Annotated in this window: 20 protein-coding genes; 7 read left to right on the forward strand and 13 right to left on the reverse strand. The window is 63.4% G+C overall.

Annotation, left to right across the window (positions count from 1 at the left end; translation table 11 throughout):
- Positions 1–408 precede the first annotated feature (408 nt).
- The 7 genes from BLT65_RS38310 to BLT65_RS38340 form a co-directional block, all read right to left on the reverse strand.
- A complete protein-coding gene (locus tag BLT65_RS38310) occupies positions 409–1,467 on the reverse strand; it encodes a LacI family DNA-binding transcriptional regulator (protein ID WP_091788300.1) in 1,059 nt (352 codons plus the stop codon).
- 44 nt (positions 1,468–1,511) lie between these two features.
- Positions 1,512–2,837, reverse strand: a complete 1,326-nt coding sequence (locus BLT65_RS38315; RefSeq protein ID WP_091788303.1) for an MFS transporter — start codon at positions 2,835–2,837, stop codon at positions 1,512–1,514.
- Between the two features lie 82 nt (positions 2,838–2,919).
- Positions 2,920–3,657 (reverse strand): ribonuclease activity regulator RraA, encoded by a 738-nt coding sequence (locus BLT65_RS38320; RefSeq protein ID WP_091788306.1) that lies wholly within the window; start codon positions 3,655–3,657, stop codon positions 2,920–2,922.
- Between the two features lie 27 nt (positions 3,658–3,684).
- Entirely contained in the window at positions 3,685–5,445 is a 1,761-nt protein-coding gene (gene araD / locus BLT65_RS38325) for an L-arabinonate dehydratase (protein ID WP_091788309.1), read from the reverse strand.
- A gap of 200 nt (positions 5,446–5,645) precedes the next feature.
- Positions 5,646–5,954 carry an EthD family reductase gene (locus BLT65_RS38330; protein ID WP_091788312.1) on the reverse strand — a complete coding sequence of 103 codons (309 nt, stop codon included), beginning with the start codon at positions 5,952–5,954 and terminating at the stop codon, positions 5,646–5,648.
- A 159-nt stretch (positions 5,955–6,113) separates the two neighbouring features.
- Entirely contained in the window at positions 6,114–7,199 is a 1,086-nt protein-coding gene (locus tag BLT65_RS38335; protein ID WP_425273199.1) for a transporter, read from the reverse strand.
- 130 nt (positions 7,200–7,329) lie between these two features.
- Positions 7,330–8,073 (reverse strand): SDR family oxidoreductase, encoded by a 744-nt coding sequence (locus BLT65_RS38340; RefSeq protein ID WP_042308106.1) that lies wholly within the window; start codon positions 8,071–8,073, stop codon positions 7,330–7,332.
- 140 nt (positions 8,074–8,213) lie between these two features.
- Between BLT65_RS38340 and BLT65_RS38345 the strand changes: the two genes are divergently transcribed.
- Together BLT65_RS38345 and BLT65_RS38350 are read left to right on the forward strand one after the other, a co-directional pair.
- Complete coding sequence (locus BLT65_RS38345; RefSeq protein WP_091788318.1) at positions 8,214–9,137, forward strand: LysR family transcriptional regulator; 924 nt, start codon at positions 8,214–8,216, stop codon at positions 9,135–9,137.
- Positions 9,138–9,284: 147 nt separating this feature from the next.
- Positions 9,285–10,874 carry a methyl-accepting chemotaxis protein gene (locus tag BLT65_RS38350; RefSeq protein ID WP_091788321.1) on the forward strand — a complete coding sequence of 530 codons (1,590 nt, stop codon included), beginning with the start codon at positions 9,285–9,287 and terminating at the stop codon, positions 10,872–10,874.
- Positions 10,875–10,929: 55 nt separating this feature from the next.
- On the opposite strand, the gene BLT65_RS38355 is transcribed toward BLT65_RS38350, so the two are convergent.
- Positions 10,930–11,640, reverse strand: a complete 711-nt coding sequence (locus tag BLT65_RS38355; protein WP_208545867.1) for a FadR/GntR family transcriptional regulator — start codon at positions 11,638–11,640, stop codon at positions 10,930–10,932.
- 153 nt (positions 11,641–11,793) lie between these two features.
- Here BLT65_RS38355 and BLT65_RS38360 point away from each other — a divergent pair, with 153 nt between their 5' ends.
- The 4 genes from BLT65_RS38360 to BLT65_RS38375 all read left to right on the forward strand — a co-directional run bounded on the left by BLT65_RS38360 (position 11,794) and on the right by BLT65_RS38375 (position 16,569).
- The gene (locus tag BLT65_RS38360; protein WP_091788327.1) at positions 11,794–12,588 is read left to right on the forward strand and encodes a (Fe-S)-binding protein; all 795 of its coding nucleotides are present in this window, start codon (positions 11,794–11,796) and stop codon (positions 12,586–12,588) included.
- A complete protein-coding gene (locus BLT65_RS38365; protein WP_091788330.1) occupies positions 12,585–13,301 on the forward strand; it encodes a LutC/YkgG family protein in 717 nt (238 codons plus the stop codon). Before BLT65_RS38360 ends, BLT65_RS38365 begins: the two co-directional genes overlap by 4 nt.
- Entirely contained in the window at positions 13,298–14,743 is a 1,446-nt protein-coding gene (locus tag BLT65_RS38370; RefSeq protein WP_091788332.1) for a LutB/LldF family L-lactate oxidation iron-sulfur protein, read from the forward strand. The genes BLT65_RS38365 and BLT65_RS38370 overlap by 4 nt, the downstream gene beginning before the upstream one ends.
- 113 nt (positions 14,744–14,856) lie before the next feature.
- Complete coding sequence (locus tag BLT65_RS38375) at positions 14,857–16,569, forward strand: lactate permease LctP family transporter (protein ID WP_091788484.1); 1,713 nt, start codon at positions 14,857–14,859, stop codon at positions 16,567–16,569.
- A gap of 54 nt (positions 16,570–16,623) precedes the next feature.
- On the opposite strand, the gene BLT65_RS38380 is transcribed toward BLT65_RS38375, so the two are convergent.
- Together BLT65_RS38380 and BLT65_RS47450 are read right to left on the reverse strand one after the other, a co-directional pair.
- Complete coding sequence (locus BLT65_RS38380; protein WP_091788336.1) at positions 16,624–17,502, reverse strand: LysR substrate-binding domain-containing protein; 879 nt, start codon at positions 17,500–17,502, stop codon at positions 16,624–16,626.
- Positions 17,420–17,605, reverse strand: coding sequence for a hypothetical protein (locus BLT65_RS47450; protein WP_167306615.1), 186 nt, complete (start codon positions 17,603–17,605; stop codon positions 17,420–17,422). Before BLT65_RS47450 ends, BLT65_RS38380 begins: the two co-directional genes overlap by 83 nt.
- Here BLT65_RS47450 and BLT65_RS38385 point away from each other — a divergent pair.
- Entirely contained in the window at positions 17,604–18,515 is a 912-nt protein-coding gene (locus BLT65_RS38385) for a DMT family transporter (RefSeq protein ID WP_091788487.1), read from the forward strand. The genes BLT65_RS47450 and BLT65_RS38385 overlap by 2 nt on opposite strands.
- A gap of 3 nt (positions 18,516–18,518) precedes the next feature.
- On the opposite strand, the gene BLT65_RS38390 is transcribed toward BLT65_RS38385, so the two are convergent.
- From BLT65_RS38390 to BLT65_RS38400, 3 genes are all read right to left on the reverse strand, one after another.
- Positions 18,519–19,202 carry a Fe2+-dependent dioxygenase gene (locus BLT65_RS38390; RefSeq protein WP_091788339.1) on the reverse strand — a complete coding sequence of 228 codons (684 nt, stop codon included), beginning with the start codon at positions 19,200–19,202 and terminating at the stop codon, positions 18,519–18,521.
- Positions 19,203–19,302: 100 nt separating this feature from the next.
- Entirely contained in the window at positions 19,303–21,540 is a 2,238-nt protein-coding gene (locus BLT65_RS38395; protein WP_091788342.1) for a TonB-dependent receptor, read from the reverse strand.
- 342 nt (positions 21,541–21,882) lie between these two features.
- Entirely contained in the window at positions 21,883–23,625 is a 1,743-nt protein-coding gene (locus BLT65_RS38400) for an ABC transporter substrate-binding protein (protein WP_007587603.1), read from the reverse strand.
- Positions 23,626–23,701: the final 76 nt, after the last annotated feature.

Below are 23,701 nucleotides of genomic sequence, written 5' to 3' on the forward strand. Positions count from 1 at the left end.
TAGCGCACGCGTTCCACCCTGTAAGAGCGCCAAGCTATACGACGCGACAACCTACACACAGTTTGCCACCTGGGCGGCGGTGGAATAGCTGGCGTGGCATACAGTACTGCGGGAGCTTGAAGCGGGTGAGGCGCCAATTAAGAGCGCTGGCAACGAGCATGAGTCATGTGGTTGCCGTGTGAAGCGTAAGAACCGTCGGGGGCCCTCAGGCAAGAAGAAGAATTGGCGGTGTTAGCCGCTTTCTTTTGCCTACTTTTCTTTGCGGCGGCAAAGAAAAGTAGGTGCCGCCCCGCACAGGGGCGACGCTTGAAGCAAGCTAACAAACCGCGGATGCCAGCGAAAGAGCAAATCGCGGATGCCAGCGAAAAGCAAACCGGCCATACCAACTCCAGACATCAACCAGGTCGCTTACGCCGACTCCCGCTCCACCAAGCTAAACCCAACATCAACGAACGCGCGTTCCTGCACGCCATCCAGCCGATCGAGCAACGCGCGCGCCGCGCTCACACCGATACGCGTGCCATCGACACGCACCGTCGTCAGTTGCGGCGTCGTTTCCGTCGCGAACTCGAGGTCGCCGAAACCGCAAATCGCGAGACGCCCGGGCACATCAAGGCCCATACCCTTCGCCGCACCGAGCGCACCGATGGCCAGCAGGTCCGAGCCGCAAAACACGGCATCGACATTCGGCGCCTCCTGCAGCAATCGAGGCAACGCGGCCTTCCCTGTGGCAACAGAACTAGGCGGCGCGACGATCACTTCCGCGACATCGATCATGCCCGCTTGAAAAAGCCGCTCGCGAAACCCCGCCCGGCGCGCGAGCGCACGCACATCACTCGCGGAGATCAATGCGGGCCGCTTCACTCCGCGCGACAAGAACCGCTCCGCCACCGCGACGCCGATCTTGTAGTGCGAGAAGCCGACCAGCATGTCAATCGGCGTTTCCGTCATATCCCACGTTTCGACCACAGGAATGCCGACATTGCGCAGACGCTCGCGCAACGAATCGGTGTGCGCGACGCCCGTAAGCAACACGCCTTCAGGACGGCGGCTCAATACCGTGTCGAGCAGGCTTTCCTCATTCGTGTCGCTGTAGCCGCTCAGCGCGAGCAGCACTTCATAGCCCGCGCGCGACATCGTTTCGCTGAAAACCTGAATGGTCTCGGAGAACAGCGAGTGCGCGACAGTCGGCACGATGGCCGCGATCAGCCGCGAGCGCGCCGACGACAAACCGCCCGCGAGACGGTTCGGCACATAGCCGAGCTTCTGTACGACCTGGCGCACGCGTTCGAGCGTTTCCGGCGCGACGGACGCCGGGTTGTTGAACACGCGCGATACGGTGATGGGCGACACGCCCGCCTGTGCCGCGACATCCGTGATGCGCAAGCCCTTCGGGCCGCCGCGCGTGCGACGCGCGGGCGTGGCCTTGAGATCGATCGATGCGTCGGTTGGCTTGGCGGTCGTCATGAGTGAATGAACGGAGACGTTGCGCGGCTATTGTAGCCAATGGCCTATTCAGTGACAGGGGCGCCGTTGACGCTATGCGCTACCCGCCCACTGCGCCGCAGAACGAACATCGTCACGCACGCGAAGATCAGCATGCAGGCGGCGGGAATCAGCATCGGCGCCTGTGTGCTGCCCGTGGTCTGCTTGACGAACGGCACGAGGTTCTGCGCGATAAAGCCGCCGATATTCCCGAGCGAGTTGATCGCCGCGATGCCCGCCGCGGCGCGCGCGCCGAACAGGAACTTCGGCGGCAGCGTCCAGAAACACGGAATCAGCAGATACATGCACGGCGCGCCGAAGCACAGCGCGACGAAGCGCAGCGTGTTGGTCGGCAGGAACACCGACGACAGGAAGAACACCATGCCGAGCAGCGCCGAAGCGAGCATCGCGATGATCGCGCGATTGCCCGCGCGCAGTTTCGACGGCAGCCACGCGAGCACGATCGTCGCCATCAGCCACGGAATGATGTTGAGAAAACCGTTCGTCGTATTGCTGACACCGAAGCCCTTCACGAGCGTCGGCAGCCAGTAGCTGACGCCGTAGACGGAGATCGACAGCATCATGTAGTAGAGCGCCATGCCGATCACGCGCGGCTCAGTGAGCACGCTCAGGAGTGTGCCGTGACGTGCGGCGCTCTTGCGTGCCTGCGTGCTTTCGCTCTCCAGCGTGCGCGCGAGCCAGTTCTTCTCCTCGTCGTTGAGGAACTTCGCTTCTCGCGGCGAGGCGGGCAGGCAGAACAGCACGACCAGCGTCAGCAGCACGGAAGGAATGCCCGTCACGATGAACACGAGTTGCCAGCCTTGCAGTCCGAGCAAACCGCCCTTGTCGAGCAGCCAGCCGCAGATCGGCGCGCCGACCATATTGCCGAGACTGCTGCCCACCGTGAAGTAACCGAGCATCCGCACGCGATGCCGCTGCGGAAACCACAAGGTCAGGTAGTAGATCACGCCGGGATAAAGCCCCGCTTCGGATGCGCCCAGCAGAAAGCGCAGCACATAGAACATCGTCGCGTTCTGCGTGAACGCGAGCAGGATCGTCACGACGCCCCACGTGAACATGATGCGCGCCATCCACTTCGGCGCGCCGTACTTGTGCAGCAGCACGTTGCTCGGCACCTCGAAGATCAGGTAGCCGATGAAGAACAGCGACGCGCCCAACCCATACGCCACTTCCGACAACCCGAGGCTCCCAAGCATCTGCAGCTTCGCGAAGCTGATGTTCGAGCGGTCGATATACGCGACCAGATACAGCAGGCCGAGCAACGGCATGAGCCGCAAGCCGAGGCGATTGATGAGGCGCGATTCGTCGATCGCGGAAGTGACGGTGTTCACGGTGTCTCCCGGGCCCGGCTGCGTGCGCGCGGGCCTCGTTGTGCAGGTTGTCGTCGTGACGTTCGGGGTGACGCTAAAAGCGTTACTGCTTCTGCGCTTCGCGCCACGCCTTATAGGCGGCCAGCGTTTCTTCATTCGGCGGATACGTGCCGCGCAGCGGACTGCCTTCGGCGACGCGCTGCTGGATGAACACTTCGAGCTGCTCCTGCTCGGTCGCATCGCGCGCGACTTCTTCGGCCATTTCGCGCGGCACGATGACCACGCCGTCCACATCCGCGACGACGATATCGCCCGGATACACGGCTACGCCGCCGCAAGCGATCGGCACGTTCATGTCGACGGCGTGATGCTTCGCGAGATTGAGCGGCGCGCTCGCGCCCGCGCACCAGATCGGCAGCCCGAGTTCGGAGATCGTGCCGCTGTCGCGCACGGCGCCGTCGGACACCATGCCCGCGACGCCGCGTTTGGCGAGGCGCAACGTGAGGATCGAGCCCGTCGAAGCCACCGTGCGGTCGCCGCGACAGTCCTGCACCAGAACGCTGCCGGGCGGAGCCGTTTCCACCGCCTTGCGCTGCGGATGGTCGGGGTCCTGAAACACGCCGACATGATCGATGTCCTCGCGCGCGGGGATATTGCGCAGCGTGAACGCGGGACCGACCAGGTTCGGCGCGCCCGGCGCGGGCTTCACGAGCGGCGCGACGCCTTGCAGGAACACGTTGCGCAGGCCGCGCTTGAAGAGTTGGGTGGTGAGCGTCGCGGTGCTCACGTGGCGAAGTAGTTCGAGCGCCTCGGCGCTCACGGTCGTTTCGGATGCGGTCATTTTGTGTCGGCTATGACGATGTTCGTGTTAATGGATTTCCGGCTCATTGCTGTTCGCTTCATGGGCTTCGGGCGAAGGCGTAGTCAGTTTCTCTTCGAGGAAGTCGAAGTCGCAACCCTTGTTTGCCTGGGTCACGTGCAATTGATGCATCACGCCGAAGCCGCGTTCGAACGGACGCTTCGGCGGTTTCCATGCTTCCTTGCGCGTCGCGAGTTCCGCGTCGCTGACCTCGAGATGCAGGCGGCGCGCTGCCACGTCGAGTTCGATCATGTCGCCGTCCTTCACGAGCGCAAGCGGCCCGCCGACGAACGACTCGGGCGCCACGTGCAGCACACACGCGCCGTAGCTGGTGCCGCTCATGCGTGCATCGGAGATCCGCAGCATGTCGCGCACGCCCTGCTTCAGCAGCTTCTGCGGGATCGGCAATTGGCCCCATTCGGGCATGCCCGGCGCGCCGACGGGGCCGGCGTGTTGCAGCACGATCACCGAATCGGCCGTCACGTCGAGGTCTTCGCTGTCGATACGCGCGGCCATGTCGCCGTAGTCCTTGAACACGACGGCCGGTCCACGGTGCTTCTGTAGATGCGATTCCATCGCGGCGGGTTTGATCACCGCGCCATCGGGCGCGAGGTTGCCCGTCAGCACGGCGAGGCCGTCGCGTTCAACAACGGGATTGCCGCGTTTGCGGATCACGTCGTCGTTGAAGATCTCCGCGCCCGCGATGTTCTCGCCGAGCGTCTGACCGTTCACTGTCATCTGCGTGCCGTCGATCAGCTCGCCGAGTTCCGCCAGCAGCGCGCGCAACCCGCCCGCGTAATAGAAGTCTTCCATCAGATACTGGCCCGCCGGACGGATATTGCCGAGCACGGGCGTCACGCGCGCGAGTTCATCGAAGCGTGCCGTGGTCAGATCGATGCCCGCGCGGCGCGCGACGGCCACAAGATGCACGATCGCGTTCGTCGAACCGGACATCGCGAGCACGGTGGTGACGGCGTTATCGAAGGATTTCGCGGTCAGAAGATCCGACGGCTTCTGGTCGGTCCACACCATCTCGACGATGCGCTGGCCCGTCAGCGACGCGAACTGCGCGTGACGCGAATCGGCGGCGGGGATCGACGAGAAGCCCGGCAGCGTGAGGCCGAGCGCTTCCGTCGCGCTCGTCATCGTGGAGGCCGTGCCCATCGTCATGCAGTGGCCCGGCGAGCGCGCGATACCGCTTTCGATGCCCTTCCACTCGTCTTCCGTGATCTTGCCTGCGCGCAGTTCCGCCCAGTATTTCCACGTATCCGAGCCGCTGCCCAGCGTGCGGCCGTTCCAGTTGCCGCGCAGCATCGGGCCGGCGGGCAGATAGATTGCTGGCAAGTCCATGCTGATCGCGCCCATCAGCAAACCGGGCGTGGTCTTGTCGCAGCCGCCCATCAGCACGCAGCCGTCGAACGGATACGACTTCAGCAACTCTTCCGTCTCCATCGCGAGGAAGTTGCGGTAGAGCATCGTGGTCGGCTTCTGGAACGGCTCGGCGAGCGTCATCACGGGCATTTCGACGGGAAAGCCGCCCGCCTGCCAGATGCCGCGCTTCACTTCCTCGACGCGCTGCTTGAAGTGCGTGTGGCACGAGTTGATCTCGCTCCATGTATTGACGACGGCGATCACCGGCTTGCCCATGTAGTCCGACGAGTGATAGCCCATCTGCGCGGTGCGCGAGCGGTGGCCGAACGAACGGAGATCGTTGACGCCATACCAGCGGTAGCTGCGCAACTCTTCAGGCTTCTTGCGATTCGAGGACAAATCAGTCTCCTTGGTAACGCTATCATTCCGGCCGCAAGCGCGCGCGGCGGGACATGAGGGATAGTCTTTCGCCGCGGCGAAACGATGATGGGATGACGGATGGTAGCGTTATCATTACGCTCCGTCCGCCAGGGATAGTACGGAGAAGCGAAGGAAAATCAGACCGGAAAGGACCCGCGCAGGGAACGCCCCTGCCCGCGTCAGACGTCTTTCGAGTCGAACACGAGCAGTTCGACACCCGTCTGCGCGAAGTTCTGCAGATCAGCGGTCGTGGCGGCGGCTTCGGGCGTGCCCAGCGCCTGCTGCAGCGAGTCGAAGCTGTCGAAGCTGAGGATGGCCGCCAGCGCATAAGGCGATTCGCCCTTCGCGACGGCCACCGGCCCGACGCTCACTTCGTAGCGGCGCAGGCCGGGAATCGACTTCGCGAGCGGCACATGTTTGTCGAAGTAATGGGCGTCGAATGCGTTGCGGTCGGCGGGGGTCTTGTAGAGCGCGATGAGCTTTGCCATGTGAGGCCTCCTGAAACGGACGTTCAGTGCAATCCTGCTTGATGCCACATGCTGCCAGTTCAACGGTCCGTGGATTTTACGCTCGACATTTGTAGTTCCCGTGTCGAAGGGACGCGTTTCAAACGCGGCACCCTCGTCACCCCGCCCCTCATCGCCCCATCACGCCGACGGACGCCGGCGCAACGCCCACCACCCCGCCAGCACGGTAAAGCTCACGACCAGCAGCACCATCACCCAGAAACCGTGCTTGTTTTCCGCGAGGGGTACGCCGCCCACGTTCATCCCGAACAGACCCGCGATGATGTTGATAGGCAACGCGAGCACCGTCACGATGGTCAGCGTGAACAGCGTGCGGTTGGTCTGCTCGTTCAGGCGCGCGGCGATCTCTTCCTGCAGCAGCTTGATGCGCTCCGCGAGGCCAGACAGGTCGCCGAGCACCAGCGAGAACTCTTCCGTCGAATCGCGCAGGCTTTGCACATCGGCAGGCGACAGCCACGCGGGCGGCCGCACCAGCAGACGGAAGATCGAGCCCGGCTCCGGCGCGAGCACGCGTTGCAGCCGCACGAGCACGCGCCGCATCGCGCCGAGGTCGCGCCGGCTTTGCCAGGCGCGCTGCGACAGAAAATGATCTTCGATGCGGTCGACTTCGATGCTGGTTCTGCGCACGATTTCCACCAGCAGATCGGCCTGGTCGCGCAGCAGATGGATCAGCAGTTCGGCCGCCGTATCGAAGCTCTCGCCGTTGCGCACCGACGCACGCAACCGGTCGACCGAGCGCAGCTGCTTCAGGCGCGCCGTCACCATGATCCGCTTGTGCGTGTAGACCCACAGCGTCGCGATTTCGGAAGGCGTCTGCTCGAAGTCGTACATCACGTCGTTGACGACGGCGAGCAACGCGCCGTGCTGGTGCTCGATACGCGTCGAATGCGAGCCTTCGCGCAGGGCTTCGAAGAAGGTGTCGGGCAGATCGAGATGCGTGCGCATCCAGCGCTCGCTGGATACGTGCGCGAGATTGAAATGCAGCCAGAGAAACTCGCCCGGATGGGCGCCCGACGCTTTCACGTCGTGTTGACATTCGGCAAGCCATTCGGCCGCCGTGTCGGTATCGACGGCGATGCCGGATTTGTCAGGTGCAAAACGGAATCCGCAAACGAGGCCGGAGCGGTCGGCCCCATAGGTGGCGGGCGCCAGGTTCAAAGTCATGTGCGTTTCGAGGTGGGTTCCGCGAAAGCGCCATTCTGACATGAGCAAACGGCAGAAACGTTACGTGACAGCTGCTTGACGTTTATTTGTCGAAGCTTTGACAGCTTTTTGACAGGTTCTCGCAATGCCCGGCCTGCAAGCATCGCGATGAACCTGTCGGTAAAGCGAGACCTTAAGCGCTGAAGCCGCCATCGATCATCAGGTTCGCGCCCGTCACGAAGCCTGCTTCCGGGCTGGCGACATACGCGACCATGCCGGCAATTTCGTCGGCCTTCCCGTGACGCGGGATCGCCATCAGGCCATGCAGCGACGCCGCGAACTCGCCTTCCTCCGGGTTCATGTCGGTATTGACGGGACCGGGCTGCACGTTGTTGACGGTGATGCCCTTCGGACCCAGATCGCGCGCCAGACCTTGCACGAACCCTTGCAGTGCCGACTTGCTCATTGCATAGACGGCGCCGCCCGCGAACGGCATGCGATCAGCGTTCGTGCTGCCGATGTTGATGATCCGACCACCCTTGCCCATATGCGCGAGCACCGCCTTCGACGCCACGAACACAGCGCGCACGTTGACCTGCACGGTCGCATCGAAGTCTTCGAGCGAGAAGACGTCGAGCGTGCCCAGGCGCAGCACGCCGGCGTTGTTCACGAGAATGTCGATCTTGCCGAGCTGGCGCGCCGTCTCGTTGATCGCGTTGGTCAGCGCCGCCGGGTCGGCAACGTCCGCCTTGACGGCGACGGCACGGCCGCCCGCCTTCTCGACACTCGCCACCAGTTCGTTCGCGCCCGCAGCCGAGCTGTGATACGTGAAAGCGACCGTCGCGCCTTCGCTGGCGAGCCGGCGCACAACCGCCGCACCGATGCCGCGCGCGCCGCCCGTGACGAAAGCTACCTTGCCTTGCAGATTCGAGTTCATGTTGTGCTCCAGTGGGTTTGTTGATCAGGTGAGGCCAGTATGGCGAGCGGATTACATTGCCGGTAGTATCGAATCACGACTAACAGTTTCAACCACAGGTATAAGCTTCAGGAAACCACCAGGAGCACGACGAATACCATATGGAAGCGCTGAACCTCATCGAATCGTTCATACAGTCCGCCGAAACGGGCAGCTTTTCGGCGGCGGCGCGGCGCCTCGGCCTCACGCCTGCCGCCGTCAGCAAGAACGTCGCGCGGCTCGAAACGCATCTGGGCGTGCGGCTTTTTCACCGCAGCACGCGCAAGCTCACCATGACACCGGGCGGCGAGCAGCTCTGGGCTGATGCGGGCAGCCCGTTCGCGAGCTTGCAGGACGCGTTTGCGCGTGCCGCGCAGCATGACGGCAAACCGTCGGGCGTGCTGAAAGTCAGCATGGCCGTCGCGTTCGGGCGCGAGTATCTGGTGCCGTTGCTCGGCGACTTTCTCGAACGCTATCCCGACATCGTGCCCGACTGGCACTTCGACAACCGCGCCGTCGACCTGATCGCGGGCGGCTTCGATGCGGCGATCGGCGGCGGGATCGAGCTGACGCAAGGCGTGGTCGCGCGTGATCTGGCGAGGCCCTGCGTGATCGTCGCGGCGTCGCCCGCCTATATGGCGGGCCGGCCGCTACCCGCGCACCCATCCGATCTCGCGGAACTGGACGGCATCGCGCGCCGCTCCAGCAGCACGGGCCGTCTGCGCGCGTGGACGATGCGCAATCAGGTCGGCGAAGAAGCGCTCGCCGAATGCAAGACGCGGATGATCTTCGACGATCCCGAAGCGATGGCGCACGCGGCGCTGGCCGGTCTCGGCGTCGCGTTCCTGCCGACGCCGCACGCCGCGCCGTGGCTCGAAAACGGCCGGCTGATGCGGCTCTTGCCCGGCTGGTATGCGGAAGTCAGCCCGATCACGATTTACTACCCGAACCGCAAACTGCTGCCTGCGAAAACGCGCGTGTTCATCGACTTCGTCGTCGAAGCGTTCCGTGAGCGGCGGCTCGCCGCACGCTTCGACGCGCGCTGAGATTCGTCTCCGCACAATCCATGACAGGGTTTCCCTGTACGCAAGCCCACGCCACATTGGTCGATATATCAGATGGAGACATGCGTGCCGCATTGCAGCGCGGTGCGTCCACATTTCAATATATCGCCCACGTAGCGAGGCGTCCGGATGCTGAAGCTGAGTTTTACCCAGAAGCTGTGGTTGCCGCTCGTCATTAGCCTGATCGCGTTACTGCTGGTGTCGGTGTCGGCGGCGTATCTGTCGCGCGAAACCCGCATCGAGGAACGCAAGAACGACCTCGTGAACGTCGCCCATGTCGGGCTGTCGCTGGTCGAGGAATACGCGAAGCTCGCGCAGAGCGGCAAGCTGAGCGAAGCGGATGCGCGCACGGAAGCGCTCGCGCGGTTGCGCGAGATCCGCTACGGCGAGGACGGCTACTTCCTCGTGATCGATTCGACGCCGCGCATGATCATGCATCCGATCAAGCCCGCGACCAACGGCAAGGATCTCGCCGGCACCGCCGACGCGGACGGCCGCCATCACTATGTGGCCTTCGCCAAGGTCGCGCAGTCGCCCGATGGCGGCTTCGTCGACTACGTGTTTCCGCATTCGCGCCCGGCGTCGGCAGCGGGGCCGGCATCGGGGCCCGCTGAAGCCGTCGACAAGATCGGCTACGTGGTGCGCTACGCGCCGTGGGACTGGATCATCGCGACGGGCGCGTATGTCGACGATATCGACGCTGCGTTCATGCGCTCGCTGTATCTGATCGGCGGCGTGTTCGCGGGCATTGCGCTGCTGCTGGCCACGCTCGTCGCGCTGACCAACCGCAGCATCCAGCGCACGATCGGCGGCGACCCCGGCTACGCGGCGGATGTTGCGAACGCGATCGCCGTCGGCGATCTCACAGTGTCGATCGACACGCGCACCGACGACGATCACAGCCTGCTGCGCGAAATGCGCCGCATGCGAGACACGCTGACGGACACCATCCGCGCCATCAAACACGCCGCCGATCACGTCGCGACGGGTGCGGGAGAAATTGCGAGCGGCAATGCGGACCTGTCGTCGCGCACCGAGAATCAGGCTGCTTCGTTGCAGGAGACGGCGGCGAGCATGGAGCAGATGACGTCGATGGTGCGGCAGACGGCCGAGAACGCGCGCACCGCCAGCGAACTCGCCGAAAGCGCCGCGCAGATCGCGAACCAGGGCAGCGTGATGGTCGGCGAGGCGGTCACGACGATGCGTGATATCTCGACGGAATCGCAGAAGATGGTCGAGGTGATCGAGGTCATCGAGAGCATCGCTTTCCAGACCAATATCCTCGCGTTGAATGCCGCTGTCGAAGCGGCGCGCGCGGGCGAACAGGGACGTGGCTTCGCCGTCGTCGCGGGCGAGGTGCGTACGCTCGCGCATCGCAGCGCGGGCGCCGCCAAGGAAGTGCGGCAACTGATCAGCCGCGCCGTCGACAGGGTCGGCAACGGCGCGGGCCTCGTCGAACGCACGGGCACGACGATCCAGCAGGCACGAGATGCGATTGCGAGCGTCACGGGCGTGATGCAGGAAATCGCCGCGGCCGCGGCCGAACAGAGCGCGGGTATCGATCAGGTGAATCTCGCCGTCACGCAGATGGACAGCCTCACGCAGGAAAACGCGGCGCTCGTCGAGCAGGCTGCCGCCGCTGCGCATTCGCTGACGGAGCAGGCTGGGCGGCTGAAGACCTCGGTGGACGCTTTCCAGGTTGCCGACGCCGTGGCCTGATGTTTCGTCGCGTGGATCTGGTTGGACCACTTTGGGGCCGCTGACCGCGGCTCAACTAGCCCTGCCGTTCGCGGATGCTGCGCACGAAGTCGATATGCGTGTGCATCGCCGTGCGCGCCTCTTCCGGACGCCGCGAACAGATTGCGTCGGCCACCGCGCGATGCTGGATCAGCAGTTGCCCCGACTCCGCCGGACCTTGCAGGCGCACATCCGTGCCGCTGATCGTGATGTGCTCGCGCAGCATGCCGAGCACGCTCGTGTGCAGATGCAGGAACATCGTGTTGTGCGACGCGAGCGCGATGGCGTCGTGTAGCTGCGCGTCGGCGGTGGCCTCGCTGTCGTGGTCGTCGCAAGCGTGCGAGCGCTCCAGTTCCCGCATCAAAGAACGGATGCGCTTGATATCCGCGTGCGTCGCGCGCATCGCCGCGAAATAGGCCGTCGCGCCTTCCAGCACGCGGCGAAATTCGAGGATGTCGTCGCGTAATACAGGGTGATCCGCAACCAGTTGCCCCCAAGGCGACGCGATGCCCGCACGCAATTGATCCGTCGCGAACACGCCCGCGCCGCGCCGGCTCTGCAACAGCCCGCGCGCCGCCAGCCGCTGGATTGCCTCGCGCACCGTGTTGCGCGACACGTCGTACTGTTCGGCCAGCGCGCGCTCGGCAGGCAGACGCGAACCAGGCGGCCAGGTGCCATCCAGCAGCGACGTTTCCATCTGGCGCATCACGCCCTCTACCCTGCCGCGTTCTCTCGTTCCTGTTGCCATACGCTTCCCCTGCTGCGTCGATCGTGCTTCAGTGGTCCAACCAATTTGTATTGTCGCGCACATTTGGGAATCATGCGTCAACGATTCAAGCGATCCGCGCGAGCCGCATTCGATGCAGGCTGCACATGAAGCGGACGCATTCTGGAGCGAGATATGAAGGAAAGGCACTATCCGGCGGCCCCACGCGATGTCTATCTGTTCGCGACTTGCCTCGTCGATCTGTTCGTCCCCGAAGCCGGGCTCGACGCGGTGAAGCTGCTCGAACGCGAAGGGCTGGTCGTACACTTTCCTCAGGAGCAAAGCTGTTGCGGCCAGCCCGCCTATAGCAGCGGCAATCCCGAACAGGCGCGTGACGTTGCGCGCGCCCAACTCGATATCTTCTCGAAGCCGTGGCCTGTGATCGTGCCGTCCGGTTCGTGCGCGGGCATGATGCTCCACCACTGGCCGAAGCTGTTCGCTGACGATCCCGCGATGGCGCAAAAGGCGCAAGCGCTCAGCGAACGCGTATTCGAACTGAGCGAATTCCTGCTGCGCGTGCTGCACATCGAGTTGCCCGCTTCCATCGACGCACCGAACGAACGCGTCGTGCTGCACACGTCATGCGCCGCGCGGCGCGAAATGGGCACGCGCGTACATGGCGTCGAACTCGTCGATGCATTGCCGGGCGTCACGCGCATCGAGCACGAGCGCGAATCGGAATGCTGCGGTTTTGGTGGCACGTTTTCGCTGAAGCATCCCGACATCTCCGGCGCGATGGTGCGCGACAAGGTCGCATCCGCTTGCGCGACGGGCTGCGAGCGTATCGTTTCCGCCGACTGCGGTTGCCTGCTGAACATCGGACATGCGGCACGTCATCAAGGCGCGCCCGTCGAAGTCGAACATATCGCGAGTTTTCTGTGGCGGCGCACGCAACGCGCCGATGCGAAAAACAAGGGAAGCAAAGCATGAACGCGCGCGAACGCATGCTCGGACGGTTGCGCGCTGCTGCGCCCGCTCAGGTTTCAGGCGACGATCTGAAACGCCTCGACCAACAGATCGATCTGCATTACGACAGCCGCCGCGTCGCGCTGCCGACGCAAGCTTTGGTCGAATCGATGCAGGCGGCGCTCGCCGCCTCGCATGCCGAAGTATTTCGCGCGACGGAGCGCACGTGGCCCGCGTTGATCGCGCAACGTCTACTCGATGCAAACGTGAAGCGCCTGCTGCTCGATACGTCGCGCGCGGAAGGTGCTGCGTTGAAGCAGGCGTTGCCCTCCTCCGTGGCGACGCGCAACTACGATCAGCCGATCGAAAACTGGAAAGCCGAACTGTTCGACACCGTCGACGCCGGCTTCACGGTCGCGCGTTCGGGTCTCGCCTCGACGGGCACGCTGATCGTCGCGCCCGACGCCGGTTCGCCGCGCACGATGTCGCTCGTGCCGCCGCTGCATATCGCGCTCGTGTACGCGCATTCGCTGCACGCGGACCTGCACGCCGCGATGCGCGCGGAGCACTGGCAGGCGGGCATGCCGACCAATCTCGTGATGATCTCCGGCCCGTCGAAGACTTCCGATATCCAGCAGACGCTCGCCTATGGCGCGCATGGCCCGCGCGAACTGTGGGTCGTGATCGTCGAACATCAGACCGACGCAGCCGTCGCTACGGATGGAGACGCAGCATGAACGCCACCCCGATGCACTTCGTGCCGTCTCAGGACTTCAAGGCGCGCGCCCGCGCCGCGCTCGACGACCCGAAACTGCGCAGCAGCTTTCGCGGCGCGATGGACTTTCTGCAAACCAAGCGCCGCACCCAGTTTCCCGACGACGACGAGTTGCAGCATCTGCGCGATCTCGGCGAAGCGGTGCGGCGTCATGCGCTGTCGCGCCTGCCCGATCTGCTCGTACAACTCGAAGCCAATCTGAAGGCGCGCGGCGTCCACGTGCATTGGGCCGAAACGGCCGCCGAAGCGAACGAGATCATCCACGGCATCGTGCAATCGCATGACGCGAAGCGCGTGATCAAGGGCAAGTCGATGGCGAGCGAGGAAATCGAGCTCAACCATTACCTCGAAGCGCGCGGTATCGACTGCATCGAATCGGATATGGGCGAGTACATCGTGCAGCTTGCGCACGAAAAGCCGTCGCATATCGTGATGCCCGCGATCCACAAGACAAAGGCCGATATCGCCGAACTGTTCGAGCAGCACATTCCCGACACGCGCTATACGGAAGACGTCGACGAGTTGATCCAGACGGGACGCCGCGCGCTGCGCCGCGCCTTCGTCGATGCCGACATCGGCCTGTCGGGCGTCAACTTCGCGGCAGCCGATACGGGCACGCTCTGGCTCGTCGAGAACGAAGGCAACGGACGCCTGTCGACCACCGTGCCCGACGTGCATATCGCGATCATGGGCATGGAAAAAGTGGTCGAGAAGCTGTCGCATATCGTGCCGCTGTCGAGCCTCCTGACGCGCTCCGCCACGGGCCAGGCGATCACGACGTACTTCAATCTGATCACCGGGCCGCGCCGCGAAGGCGAGCGCGACGGTCCGCGTGAAATGCATGTGGTGCTGCTCGACAATGGCCGCACGCAGGCCTATGCGGACGAGCAACTGCGCGCGACGTTGCAATGCATCCGCTGCGGCGCGTGCATGAACCATTGCCCTGTGTACACACGCATCGGTGGACACGCGTATGGCACGACGTATCCGGGGCCGATCGGCAAGATCATTTCGCCGCATCTGCTCGGCCTCGAAGAAACGGCCGACCTGCCGACGGCATCGAGCCTCTGCGGCGCGTGCGGCGAAGTGTGCCCGGTGCGTATTCCGATTCCCGAACTGCTGGTGCGCCTGCGCACGGAAGCGAATCGCAATCCGGACGAAGTGGTCGCGCATCCGCTGCGCGGACAAGGCGCGAAGTTCAGCCGCGAGGAACAGTTCGTGTGGCGCTTCTGGAGCGGCGCGTTCGCGCATCCGCGTGCGTACAAGGTGCTGCGCTGGGCGGCGACGCGGCTGCGCGCATTCGCGCCGAAGAACCAGATGGGCTGGACCCGCCATCGCGAGCCGCTGAAGCCCGCGGCGCGCAGCCTGCATGACCTGATGCGCGAGCGCGGCCAGCCCGAGTAACGCGCTTTCAACCCCGTAGATCACACGCGTGCATCGCCTCAATGGCGATGCACCGGGGGCGGCCGCACGCCGCCGACAAGAATTCATTGATCGCATATTCGGAGGAGACCGACATGCACCCCTGGTATCAGACCTACCTGCCCCTCGGCAGCCTCTGGCTATCCGCGCTCGCGGCCAGCATCCCCATCATCTTTTTCTTCGTCGCGCTGGCGGGACTGCGGCTGAAGGGTCATGTCGCGGCGGCGGGTACGCTGGCGTTGTCGCTGGCCGTTGCGATCTTCGCGTACGGCATGCCGGCGCAGCAGGCGTTCGCGGCGGCGGGCTTCGGCTTCGCATACGGCTTGTGGCCGATCGCGTGGATCATCGTCACGGCCGTGTTCCTCTACAAGCTGGTCGTCAAGACAGGACAGTTCGAGATCATCCGCGCATCCGTGCTCGCGCTGACGGACGACCAGCGTCTGCAACTGCTGCTGATCGGCTTTTCGTTCGGCGCGTTTCTCGAAGGCGCGGCCGGCTTCGGCGCGCCCGTCGCGATCACGGCGGCACTGCTCGTCGGACTGGGTTTCGATCCGCTGAAGGCCGCGGGTTTGTGCCTGATCGCGAACACCGCGCCTGTTGCGTTCGGCGCGATGGGCATTCCGATCATCGTCGCGGGCCAGGTCACGGGCATCGATCCGTTTCTGATCGGCGCGACGGCGGGCCGCCAGTTACCCCTGCTTTCGCTCGCCGTGCCGTTCTGGCTCGTGTTCATGATGGACGGCAAGCGTGGCCTCAAGGAAACGTGGCCGGCTGCACTGGTCGCGGGTGGCAGCTTCGCCGTCACGCAATACTTCACGTCGAATCACATCGGGCCTGAACTCCCCGACATCACGTCAGCGCTCGTCAGTCTCGTCGCGCTCGCGTCGTTCCTGAAGGTCTGGCAGCCGCGCCGCGCTCGCGATACGGCACGCGGTGCTGTTAGCGGCGGTGCAGCCGCATTGTCGGGGTTCGGTGGCTTCGGCGGCGGTTCGAATGGCGCTGCGGGTGTCAGCCGTCGCGCTTCGCCTTATACGCTTGCGCAGACCATCCGCGCGTGGGCGCCGTTCGGCATTCTGACTGCCGTCGTCACCGTCTGGAGCCTGCAACCGTTCAAGGCGCTGTTCGCCGCGAAGGGCGCGCTTGCGTGGAGCATCCTCAAGTTCAAGGTGCCCGCGCTGGATCAGCTCGTGATGAAGACGGCGCCCATCGTCGCGACGCCGAAAGCCTACGAAGCCGTGCTCAAGATCGATCTGCTCTCGGCAGTCGGCACGGCCATCCTCGTGACGGCGCTGATCTCGATGGTGCTGCTGCGCGTGAAACCGCGCGACGCACTCGCAACGTTCCGCGAAACGCTGAAGGAACTGCGCCGCCCGGTGCTGTCGATCGGTCTGGTTCTCTCGTTCGCGTTCGTTGCGAACTACTCGGGGATGTCGTCGACGCTCGCGTTGCTGCTCGCCGGAACGGGCGCTGCGTTCCCGTTCTTCTCGCCCGTGCTCGGCTGGCTTGGCGTTTTTCTGACGGGTTCGGATACGTCGTCGAATGCACTCTTCTGCTCGCTTCAGCACGCAACCGCGCATCAGATCGGCGTGTCGGACACCTTGCTCGTGGCTGCGAACACGACGGGCGGCGTGACGGGCAAGATGATCTCGCCGCAGTCGATCGCCGTCGCCTGCGCGGCGACGGGGCTCGTCGGACGCGAGTCGGAGCTGTTCCGCTTCACGGTGCGGCATAGCTTGCTGTTCGCGTTGATCGTCGGTCTGATCACGTTGTTGCAGGCTTATGTGCTGCCGGGCATGTTGCCGGGTTGATCTACCCGCTCGCATTCGCTTGATGAACGCCCGCTTCGAACGCGGGCGTTCTGCTTATGGCTCGCCGATAAACCACGCCTTCAAGGTCGCCGCACCTGGCTTGAGTTCGATCGACTTTGGATGTACGAGGTAGTACGCGGTCTTCAAAGGCAGACTCTGACCGAATGGATCGATCAGCGACTTCGCCGCCGTCTCCGCTTCCGTCAATACCGCGCTCGTCAGCACGACGCCCTGTCCACGTACGGCGGCCTCGATCGCCATCAGCGACTGGTCGAAATGAATGCCCGCCATGCCGTCGATCTGCCGCGCCGACAGCTTGCTGAATTTCTTCAGCCACGTCGTCCAGTGCGGATGCAGCGTGTTGTGCAACAGTGTTGCGTGTTGCAGATCGTCGGGGGTTTTCAGCTTCAGCCGCCTCGCATACGATGGGCCGCAATACACGCGCGCTTCATCGGCATGCAGCAGTTGCACGTGCAGATCGGGCGCATTGCCGTCGAAATAGCGCACGGCCAGATCGATCGACTGCAACTCGAAATCGACCATCGCGGTCGTCGTATTCAACTCCAGCGCGATGTCCGGATGCGCGATCAAAAAGTCCGTCATGCGCGGCGCGAACCATTTGGCCGCGAAGCTGGGCGGCATCGACACGCGCACACCCTTGCTCTGGTTCTCGCGCACGCGGCGGCTTGCATGCATGATCTGTGCGAGCGCCGGCTGAATCTGTGCGTAGTAGGCGCGCGCTTCATCCGTGGGGATGATCTGCCGCACCTGACGCGCGAACAGCGCGACGCCGAGCCACGCCTCGAGCTTCTGGATCTGCTGGCCAACTGCGCCGGGCGTCACGTTCAGTTCATCGGAAGCTGCAGAAAAACTGTTTAGACGCATCGCGGATTCGAAGGCGATCAGCGCTTTCAGGGGCGGCATTGCGGACATAGGATAGTTTTTCTGCAGTATCGACGAGAACAAATCGTTTGTACCGCATCCGTGCGCGCAGCACAATCGGCGCATCGTCCTTCCATCCGATGGTGTTTGCCATGAATCCCGCTTATCTCGCGTTCGCGTTGCTCGGCCTGATCTGGGGCAGCAACTTTCTTTTCATGAAGTGGGCCAGCCTCTGGATCACGCCCGCGCAGATCGTGTTCTTGCGCGTGCTGTTCGGGTTTTTGCCGCTGCTCGTCTATGCGATTGCGACGAAAGCGCTCGCATGGAAACAGCTGCGCCATGCGCATCACTTCGTCGTGATGTCGCTGCTCGCGACAAGCGTTTACTACTACGCGTTTGCCAAAGGCGCGTCGCTGTTGCTGTCGAGCGTGGCGGGCATGTTGAGCGGTGCCATTCCGCTTTTCTCGTTCGTCTGCGCGTGGGCGCTGTTGCGCGCGGAACGACCCAGCCCACGCATGATGGTCGGCGTGGTGTGCGGTTTCGTTGGCGTGTTGATGATCGCGCGGCCGTGGAATGGTGCCGTCGCGAGCGTCGATCTGAGCGGTGTCGCGTATATGGCGGCGGGCTCGCTGAGCGTGGGCTGCTCATTCGTCTACGCGCGGCGCTTTCTGTCGAAGCTCGACATGTCGCCCGTCGCGCTGTCGACGTGGCAAATCGGCTTTGCGCTGTTGACGATTGCCTGCGTGACGCCGTTCGATGGCATCACCCGCATCGTACACGACGCGCGCGCCGCCGCCGGCCTCGTGCTCGGGCTTGGACTGCTCGGCACGGGCGTCGCGTATATCCTGTACTACTTCATCGTGCAGCGGCTCGGCGCGATCGCGGCTTCGAGCGTCACGTATATTCCGCCCGTCATCGCGCTGGGAATCGGCGTGCTGGTCGCGCACGAACCGATTCATCCGCTCGATCTGCTCGCGATGACCTGCATTCTCGGCGGCGTGTTTCTGCTGCAAAGCGGGCGTAGTCCGCAGAAGACGGCGACCGTGGCGCGACGGCCGGCGTAACGCTCAGGTCTCGCTCCACATGCGCAGCAGGTTGTGATAACAGCCCACCAATGTGCGGCGGGCCGCTTCATCGCCGTTCGATGCATTCAGGCGCTGTATCGCGCCATCGAGATCGAACAGCATCGCGCGTTGCGTGTCGTCGCGCACGAGGCTTTGGGCCCAGAAGAAACTCGACACGCGCGCACCGCGCGTCACGGGCCGCACCTGATGCAGGCTCGTGCCCGGATACACAATGGCATGTCCGGCAGGCAGCTTCACTTCCTGCACGCCGAAGGTATCTTCGACCAGCAGTTCGCCGCCGTCGTATTCGTCCGGCGGCGTGAGAAACAGCGTGATCGAAATATCGGTGCGTACGCGCACGCCGCTGCCCGGCACGAGCCGGATCGCGCCGTCGACATGACTGCCGAAGTGCATCCCACCTTCGTAGCGGTTGAAGAGCGGCGGATACACCTTGTTCGGCAGCGCGGCGCTGATGAACAGCGGATGACGCTCCAGCGACGCGACAATCCGGTCGCCCATTTCCAGCGCGATCTGCGAGCCTTCCGCGATCTGCTGGTTACGCTTGACGGGCGCGCCCTGGTAGCCGGCCGTCGCGCGGCCATCCACCCATGCGTCGCTGGCTTCGAGCGCCGAGCGCATCGCGGCGGCTTCGGCGGGACTCAGTACGTCCGGGATCGAGACAATCATCGTTCAACGTTCCTGCATAAGCGGCAGCGCCGCGCGCCTCCGCATGAATCGCTTCATGCGGGCGAGCGCGCGGCGTGCCGTGGGCTATCGCTTCGTGCGATCAGAAGAAGCGATAGTTTAGCGTCGCGAGGAACGTACGGCCGTAACCCGGCACCGCGCGTCCACCGTCGGACGGAATCAGCGCGTCGTAGTAGTTCTTGTCGGTCAGGTTCAACACGTTGATCTGGACGTCGTAACGCTTCGCGTGGTACGCGGCCATCGCATCCCAACGCGTGTAGCCGCCAACTTGCACGAGGTTGTTGTTCGCCGCATAGCGCGACGACATGTACGTCGGACCGCCGCCGATTTCCCAATGCGGCGTGAACGCATACGTGGTCCACAGTGTCAGCGTGTTGCGCGGCGTGTTCGCGGGCGTCTTGCCTTGTGTGCCATCGAACGCCTGCAGAATCACACCGTCCATGTACGTGTAGCCGCCGAACACCTGCCACTTGTCCGTAATGTGACCGGCGAGGCCGAGCTGATAGCCGCGCACGCGGATATCGCCGTCGAGCGTGTAGCTGCCGTCGGGGTTCGCGGTACGCGCATTCGTCTTTTCGATGTTGAAAAGCGATTGCGTGACAGACAGACCGCCGCCGAGCAGATCCAGCTTCGCGCCGACTTCATACGACTTGTTGTGCTCGGGCGGCAGGTTCTGCTGGCCGTTGGTCAGCGTCAGCGCTTCGAGTGACGGATCGAACGACGTGCCGTACGACACGTAGTACGACTGCCAGTCGGCCGGCTGATAAATAATCCCGCCGCGCACGCTGGTGAAGAAATTGGTCTGCGTCGCGTAACCCGGCAAGTTGATCGAATTCTTGATCGACGCTTCGTAGCGATCCCAGCGCACGCCGCCCACCACCTTCCAGTGCTCGCCGAGCGAGATCGTGTCGTTCAAATACAGGCCCACGCCATTCGCGCTCGATTCCGCGAGATTCGTCGCCACTTCCTTCACGTTCGCGGGACGCGGCGTGTACGGCGGATCGATCAGCGGCACCACGCCGATCGTGTTCGAGGTCATCCCCGGCGAAGTCGCCGTGAAGCTCTGGTTGCTATACGTTTCGTGGCTCAGATCGACGCCGGCGAGCAGGTCGTGCTTGACCGGGCCGGTGTTGAACTTCCATTCGACGTCGGTCGAGTTGTAGACCGAGTGGTCGTTAATGTTGCGGTCCTTGCCCTGCAGCTTCACGAAGAGCTTCGACGGATCGATGTTGGTGAAGTTACCGTTGGTGAGCGCCGTCGACGTCGACAGCGGCCCCGTCAGCACCGACGCTGCATTGGTCGCGCGCGCTTCCGTGCTGTAGTGGCTGAACTGCGTCTGGTTGCGCACCGTCACGTCTTCGTTGAAGCGATGCTTGATGCGCGCGCTGAACGTCTGCACGTCCTGAATCGTGCGGTCGTCGGTGTAGCCGTAGAACGTGCCGCGATTTACAGGCGCGGGGTGGCCGTTCAGCGGCGGAACGCCGTAGTCGGGTTGGTCGCGGTTGTGCTGGATCAGCGCGGACAGCGTGATTTCCGTCGGCGTGCCGATGCCGAACTTCACTTCGGGCGCGACGCCATAGTCCTTGTTCTTCATCACGTCGCGCGACGAACCGAGGCTCTGGCCGAATGCGTTGATACGGAACGCGGAGGTGTCGGTGATCGGCGTGTCGAGGTCGACCGTCGTGCGGTAACGGTCATGCGTGCCCGCCTGCACGGAGACGTCGGCGCGCTTTTTCAGTTGCGGTTCCTTGCTGACCTGGTTGATCACGCCGCCCGTCGAACCGCGTCCGAAGTACAGCGACGAAGGACCGTACAGCACGTCGATCGATTCGAGGTTGAACGTGTCGCGATAGTACTGGCCGCGATCGCGGAAACCGTCGAGGTAGATGTCGGTACGCGCCGAGAAGCCGCGCAAGTTGATGTTGTTGCCGATCTGGCCGCCTTCGGCGGCGCCGATCGTGATGCCCGGCACGTTGCGCAGCGCGTCGGAGAACGAGCTCGCAGCCTGCGACTGGAGCACGGCCTTCGGGATGACGGTGACGGCCTGCGGAATGTCGCGCAGCGCGGTCGGCACCTTGGCGCCGACGCTGGAGGTGTCGGGCTGGAAGTCGGTGGCGTTGTCTGCCTGCCCCGTCACCTTGACGGCGGGCAGTGTGTTGCTTTCGGAAGGCTGGCTGGCCGAGGGCTGGCTGGCGGGAGAAGCGGACGTTGCAGCCTGGGCAACCTGTACTGCCGGTGTGGCTGGCGTCGTCGTTTGAGCAAAGAGCGGCGTCGCAAAGACGGCCATGACGGCCGCTGCGAGTGGCGTGGTTCGAAGCATCACGATTCCCTGTCGTTGTAACTGATTTTTTCTTGGCGCAACGGGCGGTGCCTGCCCGTCCGGTTCGCGTCTTCGCGCGAACCGCCCCGCCGGTAGCTGTCTCCCCGGCCGGCTCCATCTAAATGAGAATCGGTATCATTACATGAACGGTAATGGTTCGCAATCATCCGTAAGGCATATGTGGTCTTTCTGCATCAAACGTTTAAATGACAATCTGCTTTCGATTGATGAATGGGTCGCGCCTGTTTAATCGCGCGCTCTTGCGGCATAAAGCCAATAAAAAACGGGCGGCGTCTTTCGACACCGCCCGCTTCAACCTTCCCGCTTTTCTACGTCAAATGCCTAGCGAACCTTGCCCGCCTTCCACGCTGCGAGCAGCTGGTCGTACTTGACCGTTTCGCCCTTCGGCTTTTCGTTCGCGAGCTTCTTCCAGGGCGCATGCTGATCCGAGAGCCATTTCGACGGATCGCTTTCCGGGTTCAATTCCGGCGCGCACACCTTCATGCCGGCGCGCTGCAAACGGCCCAGCACCTGGTCCATTTCCTTCGCGAGGCTGTCCATCGCGGCTTGCGGCGTCTTCTCACCAGCGGCAGCCGTCGCGACGTTCTTCCACCAGAGCTGTGCCATCTTCGGATAGTCCGGCACGTTGTTGCCCGTCGGCGTCCACGCGACACGCGCCGGGCTGCGGTAGAACTCGATCAGGCCGCCGTACTTGTCGGCGTTCTTCGTGAAGTAATCGCTATGAATGTCGGAGTCGCGAATGAACGTGAGACCGACAATCGACTTCTTCAGCGACACCGACTTCGACGTCACGAATTGCGCGTAAAGCCATGCGGCAGCACGCTGGTTCGCGGGCGTCGACTTGAAGAAAGTCCACGAGCCGACGTCCTGATAGCCGTTCTGCATACCGTCCTTCCAGTACGGGCCATGCGGCGACGGCGCCATGCGCCACTTCGGCGTGCCATCCGCATTCGTCACGTTGCCGGGCTTGAGCATCGACGCCGTGAACGCGGTGTACCAGAAGATCTGCTGCGCGATCTTGCCTTGCGCGGGAACCGGGCCCGCCTCGCTGAACGTCATGCCGGACGCTTCAGGCGGCGCATACTTCTTCAGCCAGTCGACGTACTTTGTAGTGGCAAAAACAGCAGCCGGGCTATTCGTGCCGCCGCCGCGCGACACGGATGCACCCACGGGATGACAACCATCCGGCGTCACGCGAATGCCCCATTCGTCGACGGGAATGCCGTTCGGAATGCCTTTATCGGCTTCGCCCGCCATCGAAAGCCATGCGTCTGTGAAGCGCCATCCAAGCGATGGGTCTTTCTTGCCGTAGTCCATGTGGCCGTAGACCTTTTCACCGTCGACGGTCTTCACGTCATTCGTGAAGAAGTCGGCAATATCTTCATACGCGGACCAGTTCACGGGCACGCCGAGATCGTAGCCATACTTCGCCTTGAACTTGTCCTGCAGATCTTTGCGCGCAAACCAGTCCGCACGGAACCAGTACAGATTGGCGAACTGCTGGTCGGGCAACTGATAGAGCTTTTTATCCGGCGCGGTCGTGAAGCTCGTGCCGATGAAGTCCTTCAGATCGAGGCCCGGATTCGTGTATTCCTTGCCCTCGCCCGCCATGTAATCGGACAGCGGCACGATCACGCCATAACGATAGTGCGTGCCGATCAGATCCGAATCCGAAATCCAGCCGTCATAGATGCTTTGACCGGATTGCATCGACGTCTGCAGTTTTTCGACGACATCGCCTTCCTGAATGATGTCGTGCTTGACCTGAATGCCCGTGATTTCCGTGAATGCCTTGGCAAGCGTCTTCGATTCATACATATGCGTGTCGATCGTTTCCGACACCACGTGTACTTCCTTGACGCCTTGCGATTTGAGTTTCGCAGCCGTATCGATGAACCATTTCATTTCGTCCATCTGCTGCTGCTTGCTCAGCGTGCTGGGCTGGAATTCGCTATCGACCCATTTCTGCGCTTCTGGCGTACCCGCCAGTGCAGCGTGATTCGCACAAGCCCCCGCGACCACTCCTGCCACTGCGAGCGCGACGATCCGTCTCCTGTGTTGCATGGTCTTCTCCTGTGTCTCCACACCCCTTTGGATCATCAGCCGGTTGCCGCCCGGGGCATCAACGAAACCGGTTTAT

It is taken from the genome of Paraburkholderia steynii, from assembly GCF_900100565.1.
GTDB lineage: Bacteria > Pseudomonadota > Gammaproteobacteria > Burkholderiales > Burkholderiaceae > Paraburkholderia > Paraburkholderia terrae.

Bases quoted from the DNA above. Each gene is read 5' to 3' on its own strand.
- BLT65_RS38310 (WP_091788300.1), bottom strand. From the start codon at position 1,467: ATGACGACCGCCAAGCCAACCGACGCATCGATCGATCTCAAGGCCACG.
- BLT65_RS38320 (WP_091788306.1), bottom strand. From the start codon at position 3,657: ATGACCGCATCCGAAACGACCGTGAGCGCCGAGGCGCTCGAACTACTT.
- BLT65_RS38330 (WP_091788312.1), bottom strand. From the start codon at position 5,954: ATGGCAAAGCTCATCGCGCTCTACAAGACCCCCGCCGACCGCAACGCA.
- BLT65_RS38335 (WP_425273199.1), bottom strand. From the start codon at position 7,199: ATGTCAGAATGGCGCTTTCGCGGAACCCACCTCGAAACGCACATGACT.
- BLT65_RS38340 (WP_042308106.1), bottom strand. From the start codon at position 8,073: ATGAACTCGAATCTGCAAGGCAAGGTAGCTTTCGTCACGGGCGGCGCG.
- BLT65_RS38345 (WP_091788318.1), top strand. From the start codon at position 8,214: ATGGAAGCGCTGAACCTCATCGAATCGTTCATACAGTCCGCCGAAACG.
- BLT65_RS38350 (WP_091788321.1), top strand. From the start codon at position 9,285: ATGCTGAAGCTGAGTTTTACCCAGAAGCTGTGGTTGCCGCTCGTCATT.
- BLT65_RS38355 (WP_208545867.1), bottom strand. From the start codon at position 11,640: ATGGCAACAGGAACGAGAGAACGCGGCAGGGTAGAGGGCGTGATGCGC.
- BLT65_RS38360 (WP_091788327.1), top strand. From the start codon at position 11,794: ATGAAGGAAAGGCACTATCCGGCGGCCCCACGCGATGTCTATCTGTTC.
- BLT65_RS38365 (WP_091788330.1), top strand. From the start codon at position 12,585: ATGAACGCGCGCGAACGCATGCTCGGACGGTTGCGCGCTGCTGCGCCC.
- BLT65_RS38370 (WP_091788332.1), top strand. From the start codon at position 13,298: ATGAACGCCACCCCGATGCACTTCGTGCCGTCTCAGGACTTCAAGGCG.
- BLT65_RS38375 (WP_091788484.1), top strand. From the start codon at position 14,857: ATGCACCCCTGGTATCAGACCTACCTGCCCCTCGGCAGCCTCTGGCTA.
- BLT65_RS38380 (WP_091788336.1), bottom strand. From the start codon at position 17,502: ATGTCCGCAATGCCGCCCCTGAAAGCGCTGATCGCCTTCGAATCCGCG.
- BLT65_RS38385 (WP_091788487.1), top strand. From the start codon at position 17,604: ATGAATCCCGCTTATCTCGCGTTCGCGTTGCTCGGCCTGATCTGGGGC.
- BLT65_RS47450 (WP_167306615.1), bottom strand. From the start codon at position 17,605: ATGGCAAACACCATCGGATGGAAGGACGATGCGCCGATTGTGCTGCGC.
- BLT65_RS38390 (WP_091788339.1), bottom strand. From the start codon at position 19,202: ATGATTGTCTCGATCCCGGACGTACTGAGTCCCGCCGAAGCCGCCGCG.
- BLT65_RS38395 (WP_091788342.1), bottom strand. From the start codon at position 21,540: ATGCTTCGAACCACGCCACTCGCAGCGGCCGTCATGGCCGTCTTTGCG.
- BLT65_RS38400 (WP_007587603.1), bottom strand. From the start codon at position 23,625: ATGCAACACAGGAGACGGATCGTCGCGCTCGCAGTGGCAGGAGTGGTC.